The sequence below is a fragment of the Janthinobacterium silvisoli genome (genome assembly GCF_014200725.1).
Lineage (GTDB): Bacteria > Pseudomonadota > Gammaproteobacteria > Burkholderiales > Burkholderiaceae_D > Janthinobacterium.
In genome coordinates this window covers 154,746-171,906 of sequence record NZ_JACHCL010000008.1, presented here as the reverse complement: position 1 = coordinate 171,906, position 17,161 = coordinate 154,746, and the positions used below count along the sequence as shown (strand labels likewise).

At 61.2% G+C, this 17,161-nt stretch carries 12 protein-coding genes; 8 read left to right on the top strand and 4 right to left on the bottom strand.

What is annotated here, in order from left to right:
- Positions 1-59 precede the first annotated feature (59 nt).
- The 3 genes from HDE75_RS24695 to HDE75_RS24685 form a co-directional block, all read right to left on the bottom strand.
- Positions 60-539, bottom strand: coding sequence for a hypothetical protein (locus HDE75_RS24695; RefSeq protein ID WP_183681681.1), 480 nt, complete (start codon positions 537-539; stop codon positions 60-62).
- The gene (locus tag HDE75_RS24690; RefSeq protein ID WP_183681684.1) at positions 536-1,690 is read right to left on the bottom strand and encodes an SIR2 family protein; all 1,155 of its coding nucleotides are present in this window, start codon (positions 1,688-1,690) and stop codon (positions 536-538) included. The genes HDE75_RS24695 and HDE75_RS24690 overlap by 4 nt, the downstream gene beginning before the upstream one ends.
- Positions 1,691-2,073: 383 nt before the next feature.
- Positions 2,074-3,117, bottom strand: a complete 1,044-nt coding sequence (locus tag HDE75_RS24685; protein WP_183681685.1) for a hypothetical protein — start codon at positions 3,115-3,117, stop codon at positions 2,074-2,076.
- 417 nt (positions 3,118-3,534) lie between these two features.
- On the opposite strand from HDE75_RS24685, the gene HDE75_RS24680 reads away from it, so the two are divergent.
- The 7 genes from HDE75_RS24680 to HDE75_RS24650 all read left to right on the top strand — a co-directional run bounded on the left by HDE75_RS24680 (position 3,535) and on the right by HDE75_RS24650 (position 14,252).
- Entirely contained in the window at positions 3,535-4,221 is a 687-nt protein-coding gene (locus HDE75_RS24680) for a glycine zipper 2TM domain-containing protein (protein ID WP_183681688.1), read from the top strand.
- A gap of 120 nt (positions 4,222-4,341) precedes the next feature.
- On the top strand, positions 4,342-5,595 hold the full coding sequence (locus tag HDE75_RS24675) for an MdtA/MuxA family multidrug efflux RND transporter periplasmic adaptor subunit (protein ID WP_183681691.1): 1,254 nt from the start codon (positions 4,342-4,344) through the stop codon (positions 5,593-5,595).
- 16 nt (positions 5,596-5,611) lie between these two features.
- Complete coding sequence (locus tag HDE75_RS24670; protein WP_183681694.1) at positions 5,612-8,758, top strand: multidrug efflux RND transporter permease subunit; 3,147 nt, start codon at positions 5,612-5,614, stop codon at positions 8,756-8,758.
- Positions 8,755-11,862 carry a multidrug efflux RND transporter permease subunit gene (locus HDE75_RS24665; RefSeq protein ID WP_183681697.1) on the top strand — a complete coding sequence of 1,036 codons (3,108 nt, stop codon included), beginning with the start codon at positions 8,755-8,757 and terminating at the stop codon, positions 11,860-11,862. The genes HDE75_RS24670 and HDE75_RS24665 overlap by 4 nt, the downstream gene beginning before the upstream one ends.
- 4 nt (positions 11,863-11,866) lie before the next feature.
- On the top strand, positions 11,867-13,321 hold the full coding sequence (locus HDE75_RS24660; RefSeq protein ID WP_183681700.1) for an efflux transporter outer membrane subunit: 1,455 nt from the start codon (positions 11,867-11,869) through the stop codon (positions 13,319-13,321).
- 134 nt (positions 13,322-13,455) lie between these two features.
- The gene (locus HDE75_RS24655; protein WP_183681705.1) at positions 13,456-13,662 is read left to right on the top strand and encodes a hypothetical protein; all 207 of its coding nucleotides are present in this window, start codon (positions 13,456-13,458) and stop codon (positions 13,660-13,662) included.
- A 122-nt stretch (positions 13,663-13,784) separates the two neighbouring features.
- Positions 13,785-14,252, top strand: coding sequence for a hypothetical protein (locus tag HDE75_RS24650; protein WP_183681707.1), 468 nt, complete (start codon positions 13,785-13,787; stop codon positions 14,250-14,252).
- Between the two features lie 14 nt (positions 14,253-14,266).
- Here the strand turns inward: HDE75_RS24650 and HDE75_RS24645 are convergent, their stop codons facing one another.
- Positions 14,267-14,998: a response regulator gene (locus HDE75_RS24645; protein WP_183681710.1), complete on the bottom strand. Its 732-nt coding sequence runs from the start codon at positions 14,996-14,998 to the stop codon at positions 14,267-14,269.
- A 49-nt stretch (positions 14,999-15,047) separates the two neighbouring features.
- Between HDE75_RS24645 and HDE75_RS24640 the strand changes: the two genes are divergently transcribed.
- Positions 15,048-17,150: an ATP-binding protein gene (locus tag HDE75_RS24640; protein WP_183681713.1), complete on the top strand. Its 2,103-nt coding sequence runs from the start codon at positions 15,048-15,050 to the stop codon at positions 17,148-17,150.
- Positions 17,151-17,161: the final 11 nt, after the last annotated feature.

The following is a 17,161-nucleotide window of genomic DNA, read 5'->3' as shown; positions in this document are numbered from 1 at the left end:
CTGGATACGGCCACATCAGTTCAATCACGGATTGGCACCGGCCGTCACCGAAGAAAAACTTAACGTAGTGTCCGGGATGGGTTGACCACTACAAATAGACGCTGCCAAGGGAGCGAAATAGGGATTTCTTCTTTGAGAAGTTGGCCGATAACTAGTCCCTTAGTCGTATCCTCGGACGCGTAAAGGGCCTTGACTGCGGATTCTTGCATGAGGAAGGCAGAGTCCTTGATCATAGGAAGGAACTTGATACCTTCTCTGAATCGCCCATCCTCTAGATATCCAATTGGTTTTACCTCGACCCGTCGGACAAAATATGAGCTTGCACCGTCGCCCTCGACTCTGCGTTCATCCAGGTATTCACCTTGTACTAGGCATACGATGTCCCTGAACCCACGCTGTATAGACAAATATTCCCGGATCGACACGCCTTTGTATTTTTCGCCATGCAAGAACAGTGTGTCGCGGTTCGATTCTTCAAAGATGCGAATCGAAATCTTGGTCCCTTCGACCGCGACGACCTCGCCAACACGAATAGTCATTCGGCCACCCCTTCAGCCAAAGCGGCCTTGGCACTCACTGCCGTTGGTGACGCTGTGAAAACCTGTTCATTGAATGCTGTGAAATCTAGCGGATCATCGAGCACGATGGTCTGCACATTCGGAAACTCAGCAAAGTACCCGTCAATAGTAGCCTTCGCGCCCGCGCTGTAACAGCACACGTAGACTTGAAGTGAAGGATTCGACAGGGATCGCCGAACCAACTGACGAATATGTTCATCCGCAAATGAAAACCCAAAGGTCAACAATACTGCATGAGGCTTCTCAAGCTCATAGCTAAGGTAGCGGAGCATCTGGTAATAGTGCTCTTCGAAGACGGTTTCGTGGAACTTCCACTTGGTAGGGTTGACGATAGGCAGCAAATCGTATTTCTCCCAAAACGCAGAAGTCTCTTTACCAACAAACTTCACATCAGGAAGATCATCTACCTCCTTTGTTGGGTCAAGCAGAACATTTGAAAATTCATCACACTTTGCAAACCCGCCTGAAGTCACGAGCCTTTCCCCGTTGCTGGTGAGGTAGTTGACCTGAATGCGATCTGCATCTTTGAACCAATAATTGGAACCATGCAAGTGGATCAAGTTAATTTGCGAAACTTCGTTTCGATGTCGCCCGAAGATCCCGGTTTGCGTCGTCATCGTACTGAAATTCCTGGCGTCGAGATATCGACGCTTGAAACCGGTTGTCCCATCATTCAAGTAGAACTCATGCTTGCGCTCTTTCCATAGCTCCTCGGCCGCATGAGCAAGGCATCCATCGTAGTTTGTTGTGAATAGGTTGCATACCTTGCGCTGATCGGCCTTTTTTCGCCTTAACAGCAAGAGCAACGAACCGAGAAATCGCCGGTAATTTTCCAATACCTCCGCATGGACAGCGTTTACCGTCGCCCCAGTGTAATCAAACGCCAGCACAGGTTCGATGCACGTTTTGTAGTAGTGCATGAACAACGCGGAATAACGCGGGTCAGTTCGATCCTGAAACAAGGTGGCCAGTGACTCAACCGTGGTATTTGCGCCATCATTCGATTTGATACCAAGTTCAAGCGTTGGGAATAAGCCATATGATGCCCCGGAACCGATCAAGATATTAATATTTTGATCGCAAAGATCGATAAAGCTAAATGTTGATGTCATTGGGAGAAACCTATTCTAAGATTAATATGATTAAAATTAATATTATTATCGAGATATTTCTTAAGGTAACCGAAAAGATGCCTTTCTACCAAATTGCGAGAAGCTGTGCATCCCAGTTGCAAGTTTCTAAAAAGGCAGCAAAATTAACGGCTTGAATGCGGCATGGGCAAATGCATAAACTACTGTATTTATACGCAGTATAGAGAGGGGGAATTACCAAGCGATCTGGACGAAATTATGCGTCGGGATGCGGAAACATAAGAAGCTCGAGAGATACTAGAGCATAATCACCGACTTCCTATTGCTTTGTGAACTGTGCGAAACAGAGGGCTTGCTGGTGGCTATCTGCCCGCGAATGCCTCGCACCGTAGCGACCCTAGTATTCACATTGGCTCGATTTCCAAGCCGTGCCCCGGTAGCCACCATTCGGAGAACACCTTATCAAGAGCATAGCGCTCGCGTTGATCGTTAGTGCACGCCTTGGCTAGGCTGAACACGTTCTTCATTCTCGCCAGTTGCTCGCCAGGAGTCGAAGTTGCCCGAGGCTGTAAGTTATCGATCACGCCGATGACCCGGTCAAAAACCTCCTTTGGAAGTTCATCGGGGGCCACACTAAAGCTGGTAATTCCGTTGTGCGTCATTACTGGCGGAATTGCCCGAAAAATGACCCGATGTAGCGCCTTATCTCCAGTTGCCAACGTGGAATGGTTTCCGATTGAATATCCAAGCTGGCGCAGCACTGGTAGCATGAGCCACATATTCAGGTCGCCAGCGCGGTTACGGAGGTACGGTACGTTCATGTAGTCGCTCTCGTCTTTTTTAGACGGCTGAAATTCTAAGAAAGATGAGAGGTACGAATAGGCAGGTTTAGAGTCACTTTTAAACTTGAACGATTGTTGTTTTTTTAGTGCTACTCCCAGCGCCGTCAGCGCTATCGCGCCCATGAAGCGGGGAATGTCGGTCTGCCCCATTTCAGTCAAGCGCATCAGCGATTCATCGACTGACAACTTCTGAGAGAGCAGATTCTTCATAATAGCGACGAATGGAATTACCGAGCTGAATTGCCTGCGAAGTGCCTTTTCGTTCTTCATTATCAGCTGAACTTGATCGCTTCCATAGCCCGTGCGGAATTTGACACCGTACCGTGCAAGGTTGTCGATCCAGTCGTTGATACGGGCCTCTGGTTCTTCACGGAAGCAGGGATTCGAAAACCACTGCTCTTGAATTGCCATCCAAGGATTTACGACGCAATCGCGAAGCAGATTTTCAGGTAGTTCGGATAGCCATTGAGGTCTAGTTAAGGCATTGTTATCTAGAAAGAGCTCAAGTGCTCCTTGGCGCTGTTCAACATTTAGGAACGGCCAAATTACGGCGGTTCCTGACTCGGTGCGGTGACAGCGGCGAAGAAAGGGGATGGCTTCGTTCATACGTGAAAGTGGATTTGTAAGTTGAAGTAGGGATATATTTTTCGCAATGCTACTCTGCAACGAGTGGCTGAATATGGGAATTATAACAATCTAATCTATCTGATAACTGTTATCCAATAAGTCTGAGCTACCACGCCTTAGTTGCGGCCTGTAGTGTCTGGACGCAAGCCTCGATATTCCTTCGGGTCACCACTCATGAGATAGCGCCGCTCGACCCGTAGGGTTAGATAGTTCTTCAGCGCTGCAACAAGATCAACGGTGGCGACGACCTTTAGTCACAACCGCCCGAAGCACTCCCCCCGCACGCCAGATTTCAACTGAAACAATCTTTCGATAGCCGGAAACATGGCTGTCTTCCTGGGGTCTTATTCTGTACTCATGGCATCGGCCATTCAAGTCCAGAAAGCGAGGCTTATCATGAAAACCAGGATTCCTTTACTTATTCCATTCATTGCCGTCGGCCTTGCCAGCGTCTGCAGCGCAGCGCTGGCGACCGAGTACGGCAACGTCGTCTCCAGCACGCCTGTGACGGCGCAAGTGGCCGTACCGCAGCAAAGCTGCAAGAACGTCACCCAAGTGCGCGCCCCGGAAACGTCGGGTGGCGGCGCGGTGGCGGGCGCGCTGATCGGTGGCCTGGCCGGCAATGCGATCGGCGGCGGCGCTGGCCGCGCGCTGGCGACCGGCCTCGGCGTGGTGGCTGGTGCGATTACCGGCAACAACATTGAAGCGGCCAACACGCCGCCGCAACAAGTCAATAGCCTGGTGTGCCAGAACGGCGCCAGCTACGTCAACCGGGTGATTGGCTACGACGTCACCTATGACTATCAAGGCCAGCGCTACCAGGCCCGCGTGCCGCAAGACCCGGGCGAGCGCATCGCCGTCAACGTCTCCGTGACGGCCAGCGGCGACACCTCGTCACCCGCTGTGATGCAGCAGCAAGTGGTGCCTGTGGTCAATCCCGTCAGCACCACCGTGTATGTCGATAACTCCGACTTTGGCTGGTACCCAGCGTATGGTTACTACGGGTATGGGAGCTTCGGCCGGCCGGTGATCGGCATAGGCGCGCACTTTGGCGGCGGCTTCCACCACGGGCGTCGCTTCTGATCCGGGGCGCCGTTGCCGCCATCGGGCGGCAGCGGCGCCGTTGTTACGCACCCGGCTATCAAAAACATGGGTCGCGTGTAGACTTTGACATTGTAAAAAAGAAATTTTTAGGGGTAATAGATGACGCGTTCTGCCCAAACCGTTTTTCCTGTGCGCGCCGAGGGGCGCATTCTGCCTTGGCTGCTGGTGGCCTTGCTGGCCGTTGCCGGCGCTGGCGGCTGGTGGTGGCACTCCCATCAACAGGCCCAGGGCCAGGCTGCAGGCCAGTCGCATGAAGGTGGCGGGGGGCGCGCACATGGCCAGGGAGGGCCAGGGGGCAGGGCCGCGCCGCCATCGCCGGTTTCCGTGCAAGTGGCGCGCAAGCAAGATATCCGCGTGCTGGTCACGGCGATAGGCAATATTGCCGCCTCGAATACCGCCATCGTGCACGCCCAGGTCAGCGGCGTGCTGCAGCGCCTCGATTTTGTCGAAGGCCAGCAGGTGAAGGCGGGCCAGCAACTGGCGCAAATCGATCCGCGCTCGTTCCAGGCTAGCCTGGACCAGTCGCAAGGCGCGCTGCTGCGCGACCAGGCGCAGCTGGAAAACGCCAGGATCGATCTGGTCCGCTACCAAGGTTTGCTGGCCAAGGATGCGATTCCGAAACAACAGCTCGATACCCAGGTCGCGCTGGTGCATCAACTGGAAGGCACGGTGAAACTGGACCAGGCCGCCGTCGCCAGCGCCCAGCTGCAATTGTCCTACACCCGCGTGACGGCGCCCATCTCGGGCCGGGTGGGCCTCAAGCAGGTCGACCTGGGCAATGTGATCCAGCCTACGGATGCGAATGGCGTGGTGATCATCACGCAAACCCGGCCCATCGCCCTGACGTTTGCCGTGCCGGCCAGCAATATCCCCGTAATTTCAAAGCGCCTGCACGGCGGCGTGGCGATGCCCGTGCAAGCGTTTGACCGTGGCGGCAAGCAGCCGCTGGCCGTGGGCACGGTGGCCACCGTCGACAATAGCATCGATGTGACGACTGACACCATCAAGGTCAAGGCGCTGTTCCCGAATCTCGATGACAGCCTGTTCCCGAACCAGGCCGTCAACGTGACCTTGCAGCTCGACACCCTGCACGATGTGCTGGCAGTGCCGCAGGCGGCCGTGCTGCGCGGCGCGCAGGGCGCCTATGTGTATGTGGTGGGGGCGGATAACAAAGTCAGCGTGCATGTGGTGCAGCCAGGCGCGGCCGATGCCAGCTGGGTAGCGGTGCAAGGCGATCTGCAGGCCGGTGACCGGGTAGTGATCGATGGCGGCGACCGCTTGCGGCCCGGCGCCACGGTGGAGGTGATTACAGCGCAGGCGCAGCACCATGCCGCCCCGGCAGTTGCACACTGAGTAGCGGGAACCACGCATGAATCCCTCGAAGATTTTTATTGAACGGCCGGTGGCCACGGCGCTGCTGATGGTGGCGATCCTGCTGGCCGGCATGCTGGCTTACCGGCTGCTGCCGCTGTCGGCCTTGCCGGAAGTCGATTACCCCACGATAGAAGTGACCACCCTGTATCCGGGCGCCAGTCCGGACGTGATGTCGACCACCGTGACGGCGCCGCTGGAACGCCAGTTCGGCCAGATGCCGGGCCTGAGCCAGATGACGTCGACCAGTTCCGGCGGCGCTTCCGTGATCACCTTGCGCTTTTCGCTGGGCTTGTCGCTGGACGTGGCTGAACAAGAGGTGCAGGCCGCCATCAATGCGGGCAGCAATCTGCTGCCGACCGACTTGCCCATGCCGCCCGTTTACAGCAAGGTCAATCCGGCCGATGCGCCCGTGCTGACCATCGCCATCACGTCGCCCACCATGGCGGTGACGGCCGTGCACGACCTGGTGGAAAACCGGCTGGCGCCCAAGCTGTCGCAAGTCGATGGCGTGGGGCTGGTCAGCATTGCCGGTGGACGCAGGCCCGCCGTGCGCATCCGCGCCAATCCGCAGGCGCTGACCAACCTGGGCCTGGCGCTCGACGATGTGCGCACCGCCATCGTGGCTGCCAACGTCAACCAGGCCAAGGGCAGTTTTGACGGCGCCCAGCGCGCGTCCACCATCGACGCCAACGATCAGCTGAAATCGGCGGCCGAATACCAGGACGTGATCATCGCCTGGAAAAATGGCAATCCCCTGCGCCTGAAAGACGTGGCCAGCGTGGTTGATGACGCTGAAAACCTGCACCTGGCTGCCTGGTCCGACCGCACGCCAGGCGTGATCCTGAACGTGCAGCGCCAGCCTGGCGCCAACGTGATCCAGACCGTGGAAAGAGTGCGCGCGCTGCTGCCCAAGCTGCAAGCCTCGCTGCCGCAGGCTATGCAGGTGCAGGTGATCGCCGACCGCACGACCACTATCCGCGCCTCGGTCGATGACACGCAGTTCGAACTGATGCTGTCGATTGCGCTGGTCATCATGGTGATCTTCCTGTTCCTGCGCAGCGCCAGCGCCACCGTGATCCCCAGCGTGGCCGTGCCGCTCTCCTTGGTGGGCACGTTTGGCGTGATTTACCTGGCCGGTTTTTCCATCAACAACCTGACCCTGATGGCGCTGACGATTTCCACCGGCTTCGTGGTCGATGACGCCATCGTCATGATCGAAAATATCGCCCGCTACGTGGAAGAGGGTGAAACGCCGATGGCGGCCGCACTGAAAGGCAGCAAACAGATCGGCTTTACCATCATTTCGCTGACGATTTCGCTGCTGGCCGTGCTGATCCCGCTGCTGTTCATGGGCGACGTGGTGGGCCGCTTGTTCCATGAATTTGCCATCACCCTGGCCGTGGCCATCCTGATTTCCGCCTTCGTGTCGCTGACCCTGACGCCGATGATGAGCGCGCGCCTGCTGCGCCCCGAGCACGAACGGCGCCAGACGCGCCTGGGCGCCTGGAGCGAACGCAGTTTCAATGCACTGGTCAGCCGCTACGGCGTGGCGCTGGACTGGGTATTGAACCGCCCGCGCATGGCGATGCTGGTGTTTGCGGCGACGCTGGTCTTGACCGGCTTGCTGTACGTGATCGTGCCGAAGGGCTTTTTCCCCGTGCAGGATACAGGCTTGCTGCAAGTGATCACGGAAGCGACGCAAACCACCTCGTTTGACGCCATGGGCAAGCGCCAGCAGGCGATCGCCGATATCATCCTGCGCGATCCCGATGTCGATCACCTGGCCTCCTTTATCGGCGTCGATGGCGACAACCCCACGCTCAACACGGGCCGCATGCAGGTCACGCTCAAGCCGTTTGCCGACCGTAGTGCGGCCGCGCCCGAGATCATCCGCCGCCTGACGGCCAGCACTTCGCATGTGCCGGGCATCACCGCCTATTTCCAGGCGGTGCAAGACCTGACCATCGAAGACCGCATTTCAAAGACGCAGTACCAGTTCCTGCTCAGTTCACCAGACCAGGCCCAGTTGAGCGCTGCCGCCACCAGCCTGCTGGCCAAATTGAAAACCCTGCCGGACCTGGCCGACGTGGCCAGCGACTTGCAGCAGCAGGGCCAGCAAGCCTATGTGCAGATCGACCGCGAAGCGGCCGGCCGCCTGGGCGTGACGGTTTCGTCCATAGATACGGCGCTGTATAACGCGTTTGGCCAGCGTTTGATTTCCACCATTTACACGCAAACGTCCCAATACCGCGTGGTGCTGGAAGCAGCCGGTGGCGCCGATGGCGGGCCGGACGCCATCGGCGGCCTGTACGTGCCCGGTTCCAGCGTCAACGCCGCTGGCGTCACGACGGTGGTGCAAGTGCCGCTCGCTTCGGTGGCGCACATCGTCAACCGGCTCGCGCCGCTGGCCGTCAATCATGTGGGCCAGTTCCCGGCCGTGACGATATCGTTCAACCTGGCGCCCGGCGCGGCGCTGGGCCATGCGGTTGACGCCATCAAGGCGCAGGAAGCGTCCTTGCATTTCCCGGCCAGCGTGGAAACCAGCTTCCAGGGCGCGGCGGCAGCCTTCCAGGCTTCATTGAGCAGTACCGTGATGCTGATCCTGGCTGCCGTGGTCACCATGTATATCGTGCTGGGCGTGCTGTATGAAAGCTATATTCACCCGCTGACGATTTTGTCGACGCTGCCGTCGGCCGGCCTGGGCGCGCTGCTGGCCTTGCTGGTGGCGCGCGAAGACCTGGGCATCGTGGCCATCATCGGCATCGTGCTCTTGATCGGTATCGTCAAGAAGAACGCCATCATGATGATCGACTTCGCCCTGTATGCCGAGCGCGAGGAAGGCATGGCGCCGCGCCAGGCCATCCACCAGGCTTGTTTGCTGCGTTTCCGTCCTATCCTGATGACTACCATGGCCGCCTTGCTGGGCGCCTTGCCGCTGATGCTGGGCACGGGCGTGGGCCATGAGCTGCGCCATCCGCTGGGCGTGACCATGGTGGGTGGCTTGCTGGTCAGCCAGTTGCTGACCCTGTTTTCCACGCCGGTAATTTACCTGGGCTTCGCCGCCTGGGCAAAATCGTTTGCCGACTGGCGTGCGCGCCGCGCGGCGGCACGGTCTGGGCAGGACGCAGGGAGCGCTGCATGAATATTTCAGCGCCATTTATCGCGCGGCCCGTCGCCACCACCTTGCTGACCCTGGCCGTGGCGCTGGCCGGGGTGCTGGGTTTCATGCTACTGCCCATCGCACCCTTGCCGCAAGTGGATTTCCCCACCATTTCGGTCAGCGCCAGCCTGCCTGGCGCCAGCCCCGACACCATGGCGGCCACCGTGGCCACGCCGCTCGAGCGGTCACTGGGCAGCATCGCCGGCGTCAATGAAATCACGTCGCGCTCATCCCTGGGCTCGACCAGCATCACCATGCAGTTTGAACTGGACCGCGACATCGATGGCGCGGCGCGCGACGTGCAGGCGGCGATCAACGCGGCCCGCACCTTGCTGCCGACCGGCTTGCCCAGCAACCCCACTTACCGCAAAGTGAACCCGGCCGACGCGCCCATCATGATCCTGGCGCTGACCTCGTCGACCCTGACGCGCGGCCAGATGTATGACGCGGCATCCACCGTGCTGGCCCAGCGTTTGTCGCAAGTGCAGGGCATCGGCCAGGTGAACGTGGGCGGCGGCGCCTTGCCGGCCGTGCGCGTGGAACTGGACCCGGACAAGCTGGCCGCCAAGAGCATCGGCATCGACACCGTGCGCACGGCGATAACATCCACCAATGCCAACCGGCCCAAGGGCGCGGTGGAGCAGGATGGCCAGAGCTGGCAAATCGGCGCCAACGACCAGGCGCGCACGGCGGCCGACTATGCGCCAGTGCTGCTCAGCTACCGCGATGGCGCTGCCGTGCGCCTGCGCGATGTGGCCACCTTGACCGATTCGGTGCAGGATGTGCGCAATTACGGCGTGGCCAATGGCAAGCCGGCGATTGCGCTGTTCCTGCTCAAGCAGCCGGGCGCCAATATCATCGAGACGGTGGAACGGGTGCGCGCCTTGCTGCCACAGCTGCAAGCCTCGATCCCGGCCGCCATCGACATGAACGTCATCAGCGACCGCACACCGACCATCCGCGCCTCGCTGCGTGAAGTGGAGCGCTCGCTGGCGATTGCCATTGGCCTGGTGGTGCTGGTGGTGCTGGCTTTTTTGCGCAACTGGCGCGCCGCCGTGCTGCCTGCCGTCGCCGTGCCCGTCTCGCTGGCGGGGACTTTGGGCGTGATGTATTTGTGCGGCTACAGCCTGGATAACCTGTCGGCCATGGCGCTGACGGTGGCCACCGGTTTTGTGGTCGATGACGCCATCGTGGTGCTGGAAAATATCTCGCGCCATATGGAACAGGGCATGGGCGCGCGCGAAGCAGCCTTGAAGGGCGCGCGTGAAATCGGCTTCACGGTGGTGTCCATCAGTATCAGCCTGATCGCCGTGTTCATCCCGCTGCTGCTGATGGGCGGCGTGGTGGGGCGGCTGTTCCGCGAATTTGCCGTGGTGCTGTCGACGGCGATCCTGATTTCCATGTTCGTCTCGCTGAGCACCACGCCCATGATGGCGTCGGTGCTGCTCAAGCCGCCCACGCACAAGCGGCCGGGGAAGGTGGGCGCGGCGCTGGCACGGGCCAGCCGGCGCCTGATGCGCGGCTACCGGCGTTCGCTGGCCTGGACCTTGCGCCACCAGCCGGTGGCCATCATCGCCCTGCTGGCGGTGATCGGCCTGAACGTGTTCCTGTACACGGCCATCCCCAAGACCTTCTTTCCACAGCAGGATACAGGCGTGATCGTGGGCAGTGTGCAAGCCGACCAGGGCAGCTCCTTCCAGATCATGCAGCAGCGGGTAGACCGCTTCGTGAAGATTTTGCGCGCCGACCCGGCGGTGGCCAATGTCAGCGGTTCCACCGGCGGCAACCAGATCAATACGGCCAACTTTTATATCACGTTAAAACCGCTGGCCGAGCGCAAGCTGGCGGTGGACGCGGTGGTGGCGCGCCTGCGCGGCCGGCTGTCGCATGAACCGGGCGCCAATCTGTTCCTGGTGCCGGTGCAGGATATCCGCATCGGTGGGCGGCAAGCCAACGCGCAGTACCAATACACTTTGCAGGGCGACGATATCGACACCTTGCGCACCTGGGAGCCGCGTATCCGCAATGCGCTGGTCAAGCTGCCCGAGCTGACCGATGTCAATAGCGACCAGCAGGACAAGGGCGCGCAAACGGCGCTGCAGGTGGACCGCGATGCGGCGGCCCGCCTGGGCGTGAGCATGACCACTCTGGACAACACCTTGAACGACGCCTTCGGCCAGCGCCAGGTGGGGGTGATCTACAACCCGTTGAACCAGTACCGCGTGGTGATGGAGCTGGCCAGCCCGTATCTGCAAGGGCCGGAAACCCTGAACAAGCTGTATGTGAGCAGCGCTTCGGGCGCGCAAGTGCCGCTGTCCGCGTTTGCCACGATTGCGCCGCGCAATACGCCGCTGTCTGTCAACCACCAGGGCGGCAGCCCGGCGTCCACCGTCAGTTTCAACCTGCCGCTGAATATGTCGCTGTCCGAGGCGACCGGCGCCATCGACAAGGCCATGCAGGGCCTGGGCTTGCCGGCGTCCGTGCGCGGCAGTTTCCAGGGCACGGCCAACGCTTTTCAACAGTCCTTGTCCTCGCAGCCTATCCTGATCGCGGCGGCCATCGTCACGGTCTATCTGGTATTGGGCATGCTGTATGAAAGCCTGGTCCACCCGATCACCATCCTGTCGACCCTGCCGTCGGCCGGCGTGGGCGCCTTGCTGGCCCTGATGCTGTTCAAGACACAGTTTTCCATCATCGCCCTGATCGGCGTGATCCTCTTGATCGGCATCGTCAAGAAAAACGCCATCATGATGATCGACTTCGCCATCACGCGCCAGCGGGCCGGCCATATGGGGGCGGGAGCCGCCATTTTCCGTGCCGCCAACCTGCGCTTGCGTCCCATTTTGATGACGACGGTGGCGGCCATCTTTGGCGCCATCCCGCTGGCCGTGGGCAGCGGCGACGGTGCGGAACTGCGCCAGCCGCTGGGTATCGCCATCGTAGGCGGCCTGATTTTGAGCCAGTTGCTGACCCTGTACACCACGCCTGTCGTGTATGTGCTGATGGACCGTTTCCGCCGCCAGGGCAGTAAAGCTGTACCGGCGCCAGACGTTGATCCCTCCCATTCCACCCTTATTGCCAGGTAGCGCCATGCATAACCGTGTTCTTCACCTCCCTCGTTTTGTTTTTTGCCTGCCCTTGCTGCTGTCGGCCTGCGCCGTGACGCGCGTGGCGCCGCCACCGCCCGTTACCGCACCCGCCGCATTCAAGGAAGACACGCCATGGCAGCGCGGCACCGGCGCCGCTGCTACGGCCGCCATTCCTGACGACTGGTGGACCTTGTTTGGCGACCCGCAGCTCAATGCACTCGAAGCGCGCCTGATCGTCGGCAATGAAAACCTGAAATCGCTGGCGGCCCAGCTGGCCAGCGCCCGCGCCGCGGTCGAAGCGAGCCGCAGCGCCCTGTATCCCACCTTGTCGGTGTCGGCTGGCGCCGCCCGCGATGGTAATCCCGCGCAGACGACTGGCAATGGCGGCAGCATCAGCAATACCGCCAACAGCATTACCTTGGGCGCCAACGCCGCGTGGGAAGTTGACCTGTGGGGCCGGCTGTCGCAAGCCAGTGAAGGTGCGCAGGCCAGTGCGCAAGCGAGCTTTGATGATCTGGCGGCGGCCCGTCTGTCGGCCCAGGCTACCTTGGCGCAAACCTATTTTTCGCTGCGCACCAGCGACGCGCAGCTCGATTTGCTGACGCGCAGCGTGGCCGCTTATCAGCGCTCGCTCGATTTGACGTTAGCCCGCTACGATGGCGGCGTGGCGGCGCGCAGCGACGTGCTGCAGGCGCAGACCCAGCTCAAGAGCGCCCAGGCCCAGCAAGCCGATATGGCCGCTCAGCGGGCCACGCTGGAACACGCGATCGCCGTTCTGCTGGGTATTGCGCCGAGCGCCCTGGAAGTGGCGGGCGTGGCGGGCCTGCCTGCCGTGCCGCCGGTGCCGGAACTGCTGCCGTCCACCTTGCTGGAGCGGCGGCCCGATATCGCCGCGGCCCAGCGCCGCGTGGCGGCCGCCTACGCGCAAATCGGCGTGGCCGACGCCAGTTATTTCCCCGCGCTGTCGCTGTCGGCCAGCGCCGGCTACCGCAATACCTCGCTTTCGAACCTGGTCAGCGCACCCAATTTCCTCTGGTCGCTGGGCTCCAGCCTGACCGAAGCGATTTTCGATGGCGGACAGCGCAAGCTGGCCAGCGCGCAGGCGAGGGCGGCGGCGGACCAGGCCACCAGCACCTATCGGCAATCGGTCCTGACGGCCTTGCAGGAAGTCGAGGATAACCTGGTGCTGACCAGGCGCTTGCAGGAAGAAGTGGCTTACCAGACCGACGCCGTGGCGGCGGCGCAGCGCAACCTGGCCATCACCAACGACCAGTATGCGGGCGGCACGGTCAGCTATCTGAATGTGGTCACGGCGCAAACGGCGGCCTACACCAGCGAAAGCAGCTTGTTGTCGGTGCAGAACCGCCAATTGGCGGCCACGGCGATCCTGCTGAAAAATATAGCAGGACGCTGGGAGGTTGACGCACCGGCTCCTGCTCCAGCGCCTCGGAGCTAACGCTTGACCGAGCTGCTTTGTGTCAATTGTCATCATGTTTTTGCTAACAGAAACATGTTCGACATGGCAGCGGAGCAAGATGGAATCAGATGCAGCGCTACGGTGCATCGCTTCCACCTTCAAGGAGAATGATCATGAACGTCGATTATCAAATCAGCAGCTCACGCTCCCACGCCATCTGCGCCGTGATCGCCCTGGCCGCCACGGCCGTCCTGATGTGGCTAGTCTTTACGGTAGCTGGCGATTATTACGTGGCCGATGCACAGGCCGCCGCCGTTGCCATGCAAACTGTGGCGCAGCAGGATATCCCCGCCGCCAATATCGTCCATGTCCATCCATAGCGGTGAACAGGCTTATGTTACAGATGACATATTCGAAGGCCCGTACCGACATGGCGAAACGCTGAGAACGGGTGAGAATACACTCAGCGCGCCACTGCCGGCGCGGCCGACAGGAGAACGATATGCCGATTCAGCAGACCGAGCAGAAAACCACGCCACTGGCACCGGGCCAAGATCAAAAGCTGGAAGTCGCTGAGCTGATCGGCGTTGTCTATACGGAAATACCGCCCGTGGAACAGCGCCATCTGCTGTCGCAGATACTCAAGCCCCTGGGATTATTGTCTTTGGCGGCGGTGGCCAATGGGGTGTTTGCCAGGCTGTGGCTGCGCGGCGACAGCCAGCATGAACATCTGCGCCTGGACGATGCGCATAATCTGCCGCCTAGCGACATCGTCACCCTCGTGCATTTCGTGCAGCAGGTGAGCGCTGAAACCATCGAGGGGCTGGCCAGCACCCTGTGCACTTCGCCCACGCTGGTGGGGTCGGCGGCGGCGGCCATGCTGCTGCGGGTGCTGATGCGGCGGATACAGGAGCGCAGCGAAAGGCACCGCGAGGGGCGCCGCGGCGCGCGGCCGGCTGGCGCCCATTGAACACTTTTACACCATCAGAACAGGGTATCGACGTCGCTGGCCAGGCGGTAGCCGGCGCCGCGCTCGGTGACGATCAATTTGGGCGCGGTAGCGTCTTGTTCCATTTTCACGCGCAGGCGGCGGATCTGCACATCGATCGAGCGGTCATAGACTTCCGCCTCGTGCAGGCGCGACAAGGACAGCAGCTGGTCGCGGCTCAGCACGCGCTGGGGCGAGCGGCACAGGGCGTTGAGCAGGCTGAATTCGCCATTCGACAAATCGACCGCCGTGCCATCGGGCGCGGTCAGGCGGCGCGTGCGCAAGTTCAGTTCCCAGCCCGAAAAACGAAACGCGCGGCGGCTGCCATCGCGCTCGGGCAAGGTCGCTTGCACCTGGTAGCGGCGCAGCACGGCGCGCACGCGCGCCAGCAATTCACGGGGGCTGAACGGCTTCGTCACATAGTCGTCGGCACCCAGTTCCAGTCCCATCACCCGGTCCGCTTCTTCATTACGCCCCGTCAGCAGTATGATGGGAACGGTGGCGCGTTCGCGCACCTGGCGCGCCAGCTGCAAGCCGTCTTCGCCGGGCAGTTTCAAGTCCAGCAGCACCAGGTCGACGGCATGCGCTTCGAGCGCGGCAAACATGGCGCTGCCCGTGTGCACGCAAGTGACGCGCATCTCGTTATTACCCAGGTATTCAGCCACCAGTTCGCAAATGGCGGCATCATCGTCCAGCATCAGGATATGCGGCGCAACGGAGTTAGTCATGTTCAGTAATCAATCGTCGGTAGGGGCCAGGGTAGGAGCAAGGTCGGGCATGGATGATATCGTATCAGAAGCGAAGCCCTTGCTGCGCCGGTCCATCTTGCTGGCCCTGATTATTTCTGCCGTCATGATATTGGTGGCAAGCTTGTCGCTGCTGCATTTGCGGCGCGAAGCGATCGATACCCAGGGCCGCGAATTGCGGCTGCTGTCGCTGGCCCTGACGGCCGAAGTGGGGCGCGGCTTGCAGGGCGTGGATGAGGGATTCCGCGCCATGCAGACCGAATTGCGCGAAGGCCGGCTGCCCACCAGCGGCCCGCTGGCAGCGCGCGTGCTGAAAACCCATGTGGACCTGATGCCGATGGTGCAAAACTTGTGGCTGTTCGACGAGCAGGGCCAGGTATTGGCGGCGGCCGACGCCAGCGCCCCGCCGGCCCTGGCCTCGTTTGCGCCATCGCTGGACAGCCTGCAAGGCGACCGGGTCGCCATCAGCCGGCCGTACGCGGCGGCGCCCGGTGCGCCAGCCAAGGTGGCGATGGCGGCGCACTTTCCTGCCGAGGCAGGCCATCCCGGCGGCTGGTTCGTGGCTGCCTTGCCGGCCGAATCGCTGCTGGGGGCGTTTTCCATCGCCTCGCCCGCGCCGGACGCCCGCATGGCTGTATTCCGCACCGATGGCGTGCGCCTGGCCGGCGCCATCGTGGCAGGCGCCAAGATCAGCGAAGAGCAATTGGCGCGCCGCCTGGCCGCCATGCAAGATAGCGCCGTGCGCCACTTTCACGATGACAGCGAACGCCTGGTCGCCATGCACAGCCTGCCCGAGTTTGGCATCGACGTGGTGCTCACGCGCGACCTGGGCGTGATGCTGGTCAGCTGGCGCCAGGCCGTGCGGCTTACCCTGGTGGTGGTGATCTTCCTGATACTCGTGCTGGCCGTCTCCGCCTATTACATTGTGCGCGCCGATACGCGCCGCGCGCGCGCGCAGCAGGCCTTGCAGGCGCAGCAGGCGCGCAGCAGCAAATTCAGTTCGCTGGGGGCGCTGGCAGGCGCCGTTGCCCATGACTTCAACAATGTGCTGGCGGCCATCGTCGGTTATGGCGAGATGGCGCAAGATGCGGCGGTCGAGGGCAGCGCCCAGCGCCGCCACCTGGATATGGTCATCAAGGCGGCCTTGCGCGGCAAGACGCTGGTGGCGCGCATCCTGACTTTCAGCGGCGGCGGCGCGCGCGCGTCCACCTCGTTTGACTTGAAAGCCATCGTCGAAGAAGTGCTGGCCATGCTGGAAGGCTCGCTGCCGGCCGGCGTCACCTTGCAGGGGCAGTTGCAGCTGGACGAGGGCAGGGCCAATGGCGATCCGACCCAGGCTTTCGAAGCCATCATGAATCTGTGCACCAACGCCATGCAGGCGATGCCGTCCGGCGGCGCCCTGACGGTGGCACTGCGCCGCGTGCAAGTGGAGCAGGCGCGCATCCTGTCGCACAGCCGGCTCGAAGCGGGTGCATATCTTGAACTGAGCGTGGCTGACGAAGGCAGGGGCATTTCACCGGAAGTGATGGAGCATCTGTTCGAACCGTTCTTTACCACCCGCGCCAAGGAGGCGGGCACGGGCCTGGGCCTGGCCGTGGTGCATGGCGTGGTGGCGGAATTTGGCGGCGCCATCGATGTGCGCAGCAAGCTGGGGCGCGGTTCCGTATTCACCATCTTCCTGCCCGAATCGACCGATACGGACGATGATGGCCAGCTGGCCGCCCCGCCCACCAGCGATACACCGCAGACCGTCATGGTGATCGACGACGATCCCGACCTGGTGGCGATGGTCGAGGAAATGCTCAAGGATATGGGGTATGACACGGTCGGCTACACGGAGTCCCCGGCCGCCCTGCAAGCCTTGCTGGCAGAACCGCAGCGTTATGCCCTGGTGATCACCGATGAAGTGATGCCTAGCCTGAGCGGCACGGCGCTGGCCCAGGTGGTGCATGCACAGCTGCCCGACTTGCCGCTGGTGTTATTGAGCGGCTATGGCGGCCCCTTGATGGCGGCCAAGGCAACAGCGGCTGGCGTGTCGCAATTGATGCTCAAACCGCTGCGGCGCGAAGAGTTGGTGCAGGTGATGGCGGAATTACTTCCTCATTTATTGCCACGCTTACTGCCGCGCGCCTGATTAACTAGCGT

Bases quoted from the DNA above. Each gene is read 5' to 3' on its own strand.
- HDE75_RS24695 (WP_183681681.1), bottom strand. From the start codon at position 539: ATGACTATTCGTGTTGGCGAGGTCGTCGCGGTCGAAGGGACCAAGATT.
- HDE75_RS24690 (WP_183681684.1), bottom strand. From the start codon at position 1,690: ATGACATCAACATTTAGCTTTATCGATCTTTGCGATCAAAATATTAAT.
- HDE75_RS24685 (WP_183681685.1), bottom strand. From the start codon at position 3,117: ATGAACGAAGCCATCCCCTTTCTTCGCCGCTGTCACCGCACCGAGTCA.
- HDE75_RS24680 (WP_183681688.1), top strand. From the start codon at position 3,535: ATGAAAACCAGGATTCCTTTACTTATTCCATTCATTGCCGTCGGCCTT.
- HDE75_RS24675 (WP_183681691.1), top strand. From the start codon at position 4,342: ATGACGCGTTCTGCCCAAACCGTTTTTCCTGTGCGCGCCGAGGGGCGC.
- HDE75_RS24670 (WP_183681694.1), top strand. From the start codon at position 5,612: ATGAATCCCTCGAAGATTTTTATTGAACGGCCGGTGGCCACGGCGCTG.
- HDE75_RS24665 (WP_183681697.1), top strand. From the start codon at position 8,755: ATGAATATTTCAGCGCCATTTATCGCGCGGCCCGTCGCCACCACCTTG.
- HDE75_RS24660 (WP_183681700.1), top strand. From the start codon at position 11,867: ATGCATAACCGTGTTCTTCACCTCCCTCGTTTTGTTTTTTGCCTGCCC.
- HDE75_RS24655 (WP_183681705.1), top strand. From the start codon at position 13,456: ATGAACGTCGATTATCAAATCAGCAGCTCACGCTCCCACGCCATCTGC.
- HDE75_RS24650 (WP_183681707.1), top strand. From the start codon at position 13,785: ATGCCGATTCAGCAGACCGAGCAGAAAACCACGCCACTGGCACCGGGC.
- HDE75_RS24645 (WP_183681710.1), bottom strand. From the start codon at position 14,998: ATGACTAACTCCGTTGCGCCGCATATCCTGATGCTGGACGATGATGCC.
- HDE75_RS24640 (WP_183681713.1), top strand. From the start codon at position 15,048: ATGGATGATATCGTATCAGAAGCGAAGCCCTTGCTGCGCCGGTCCATC.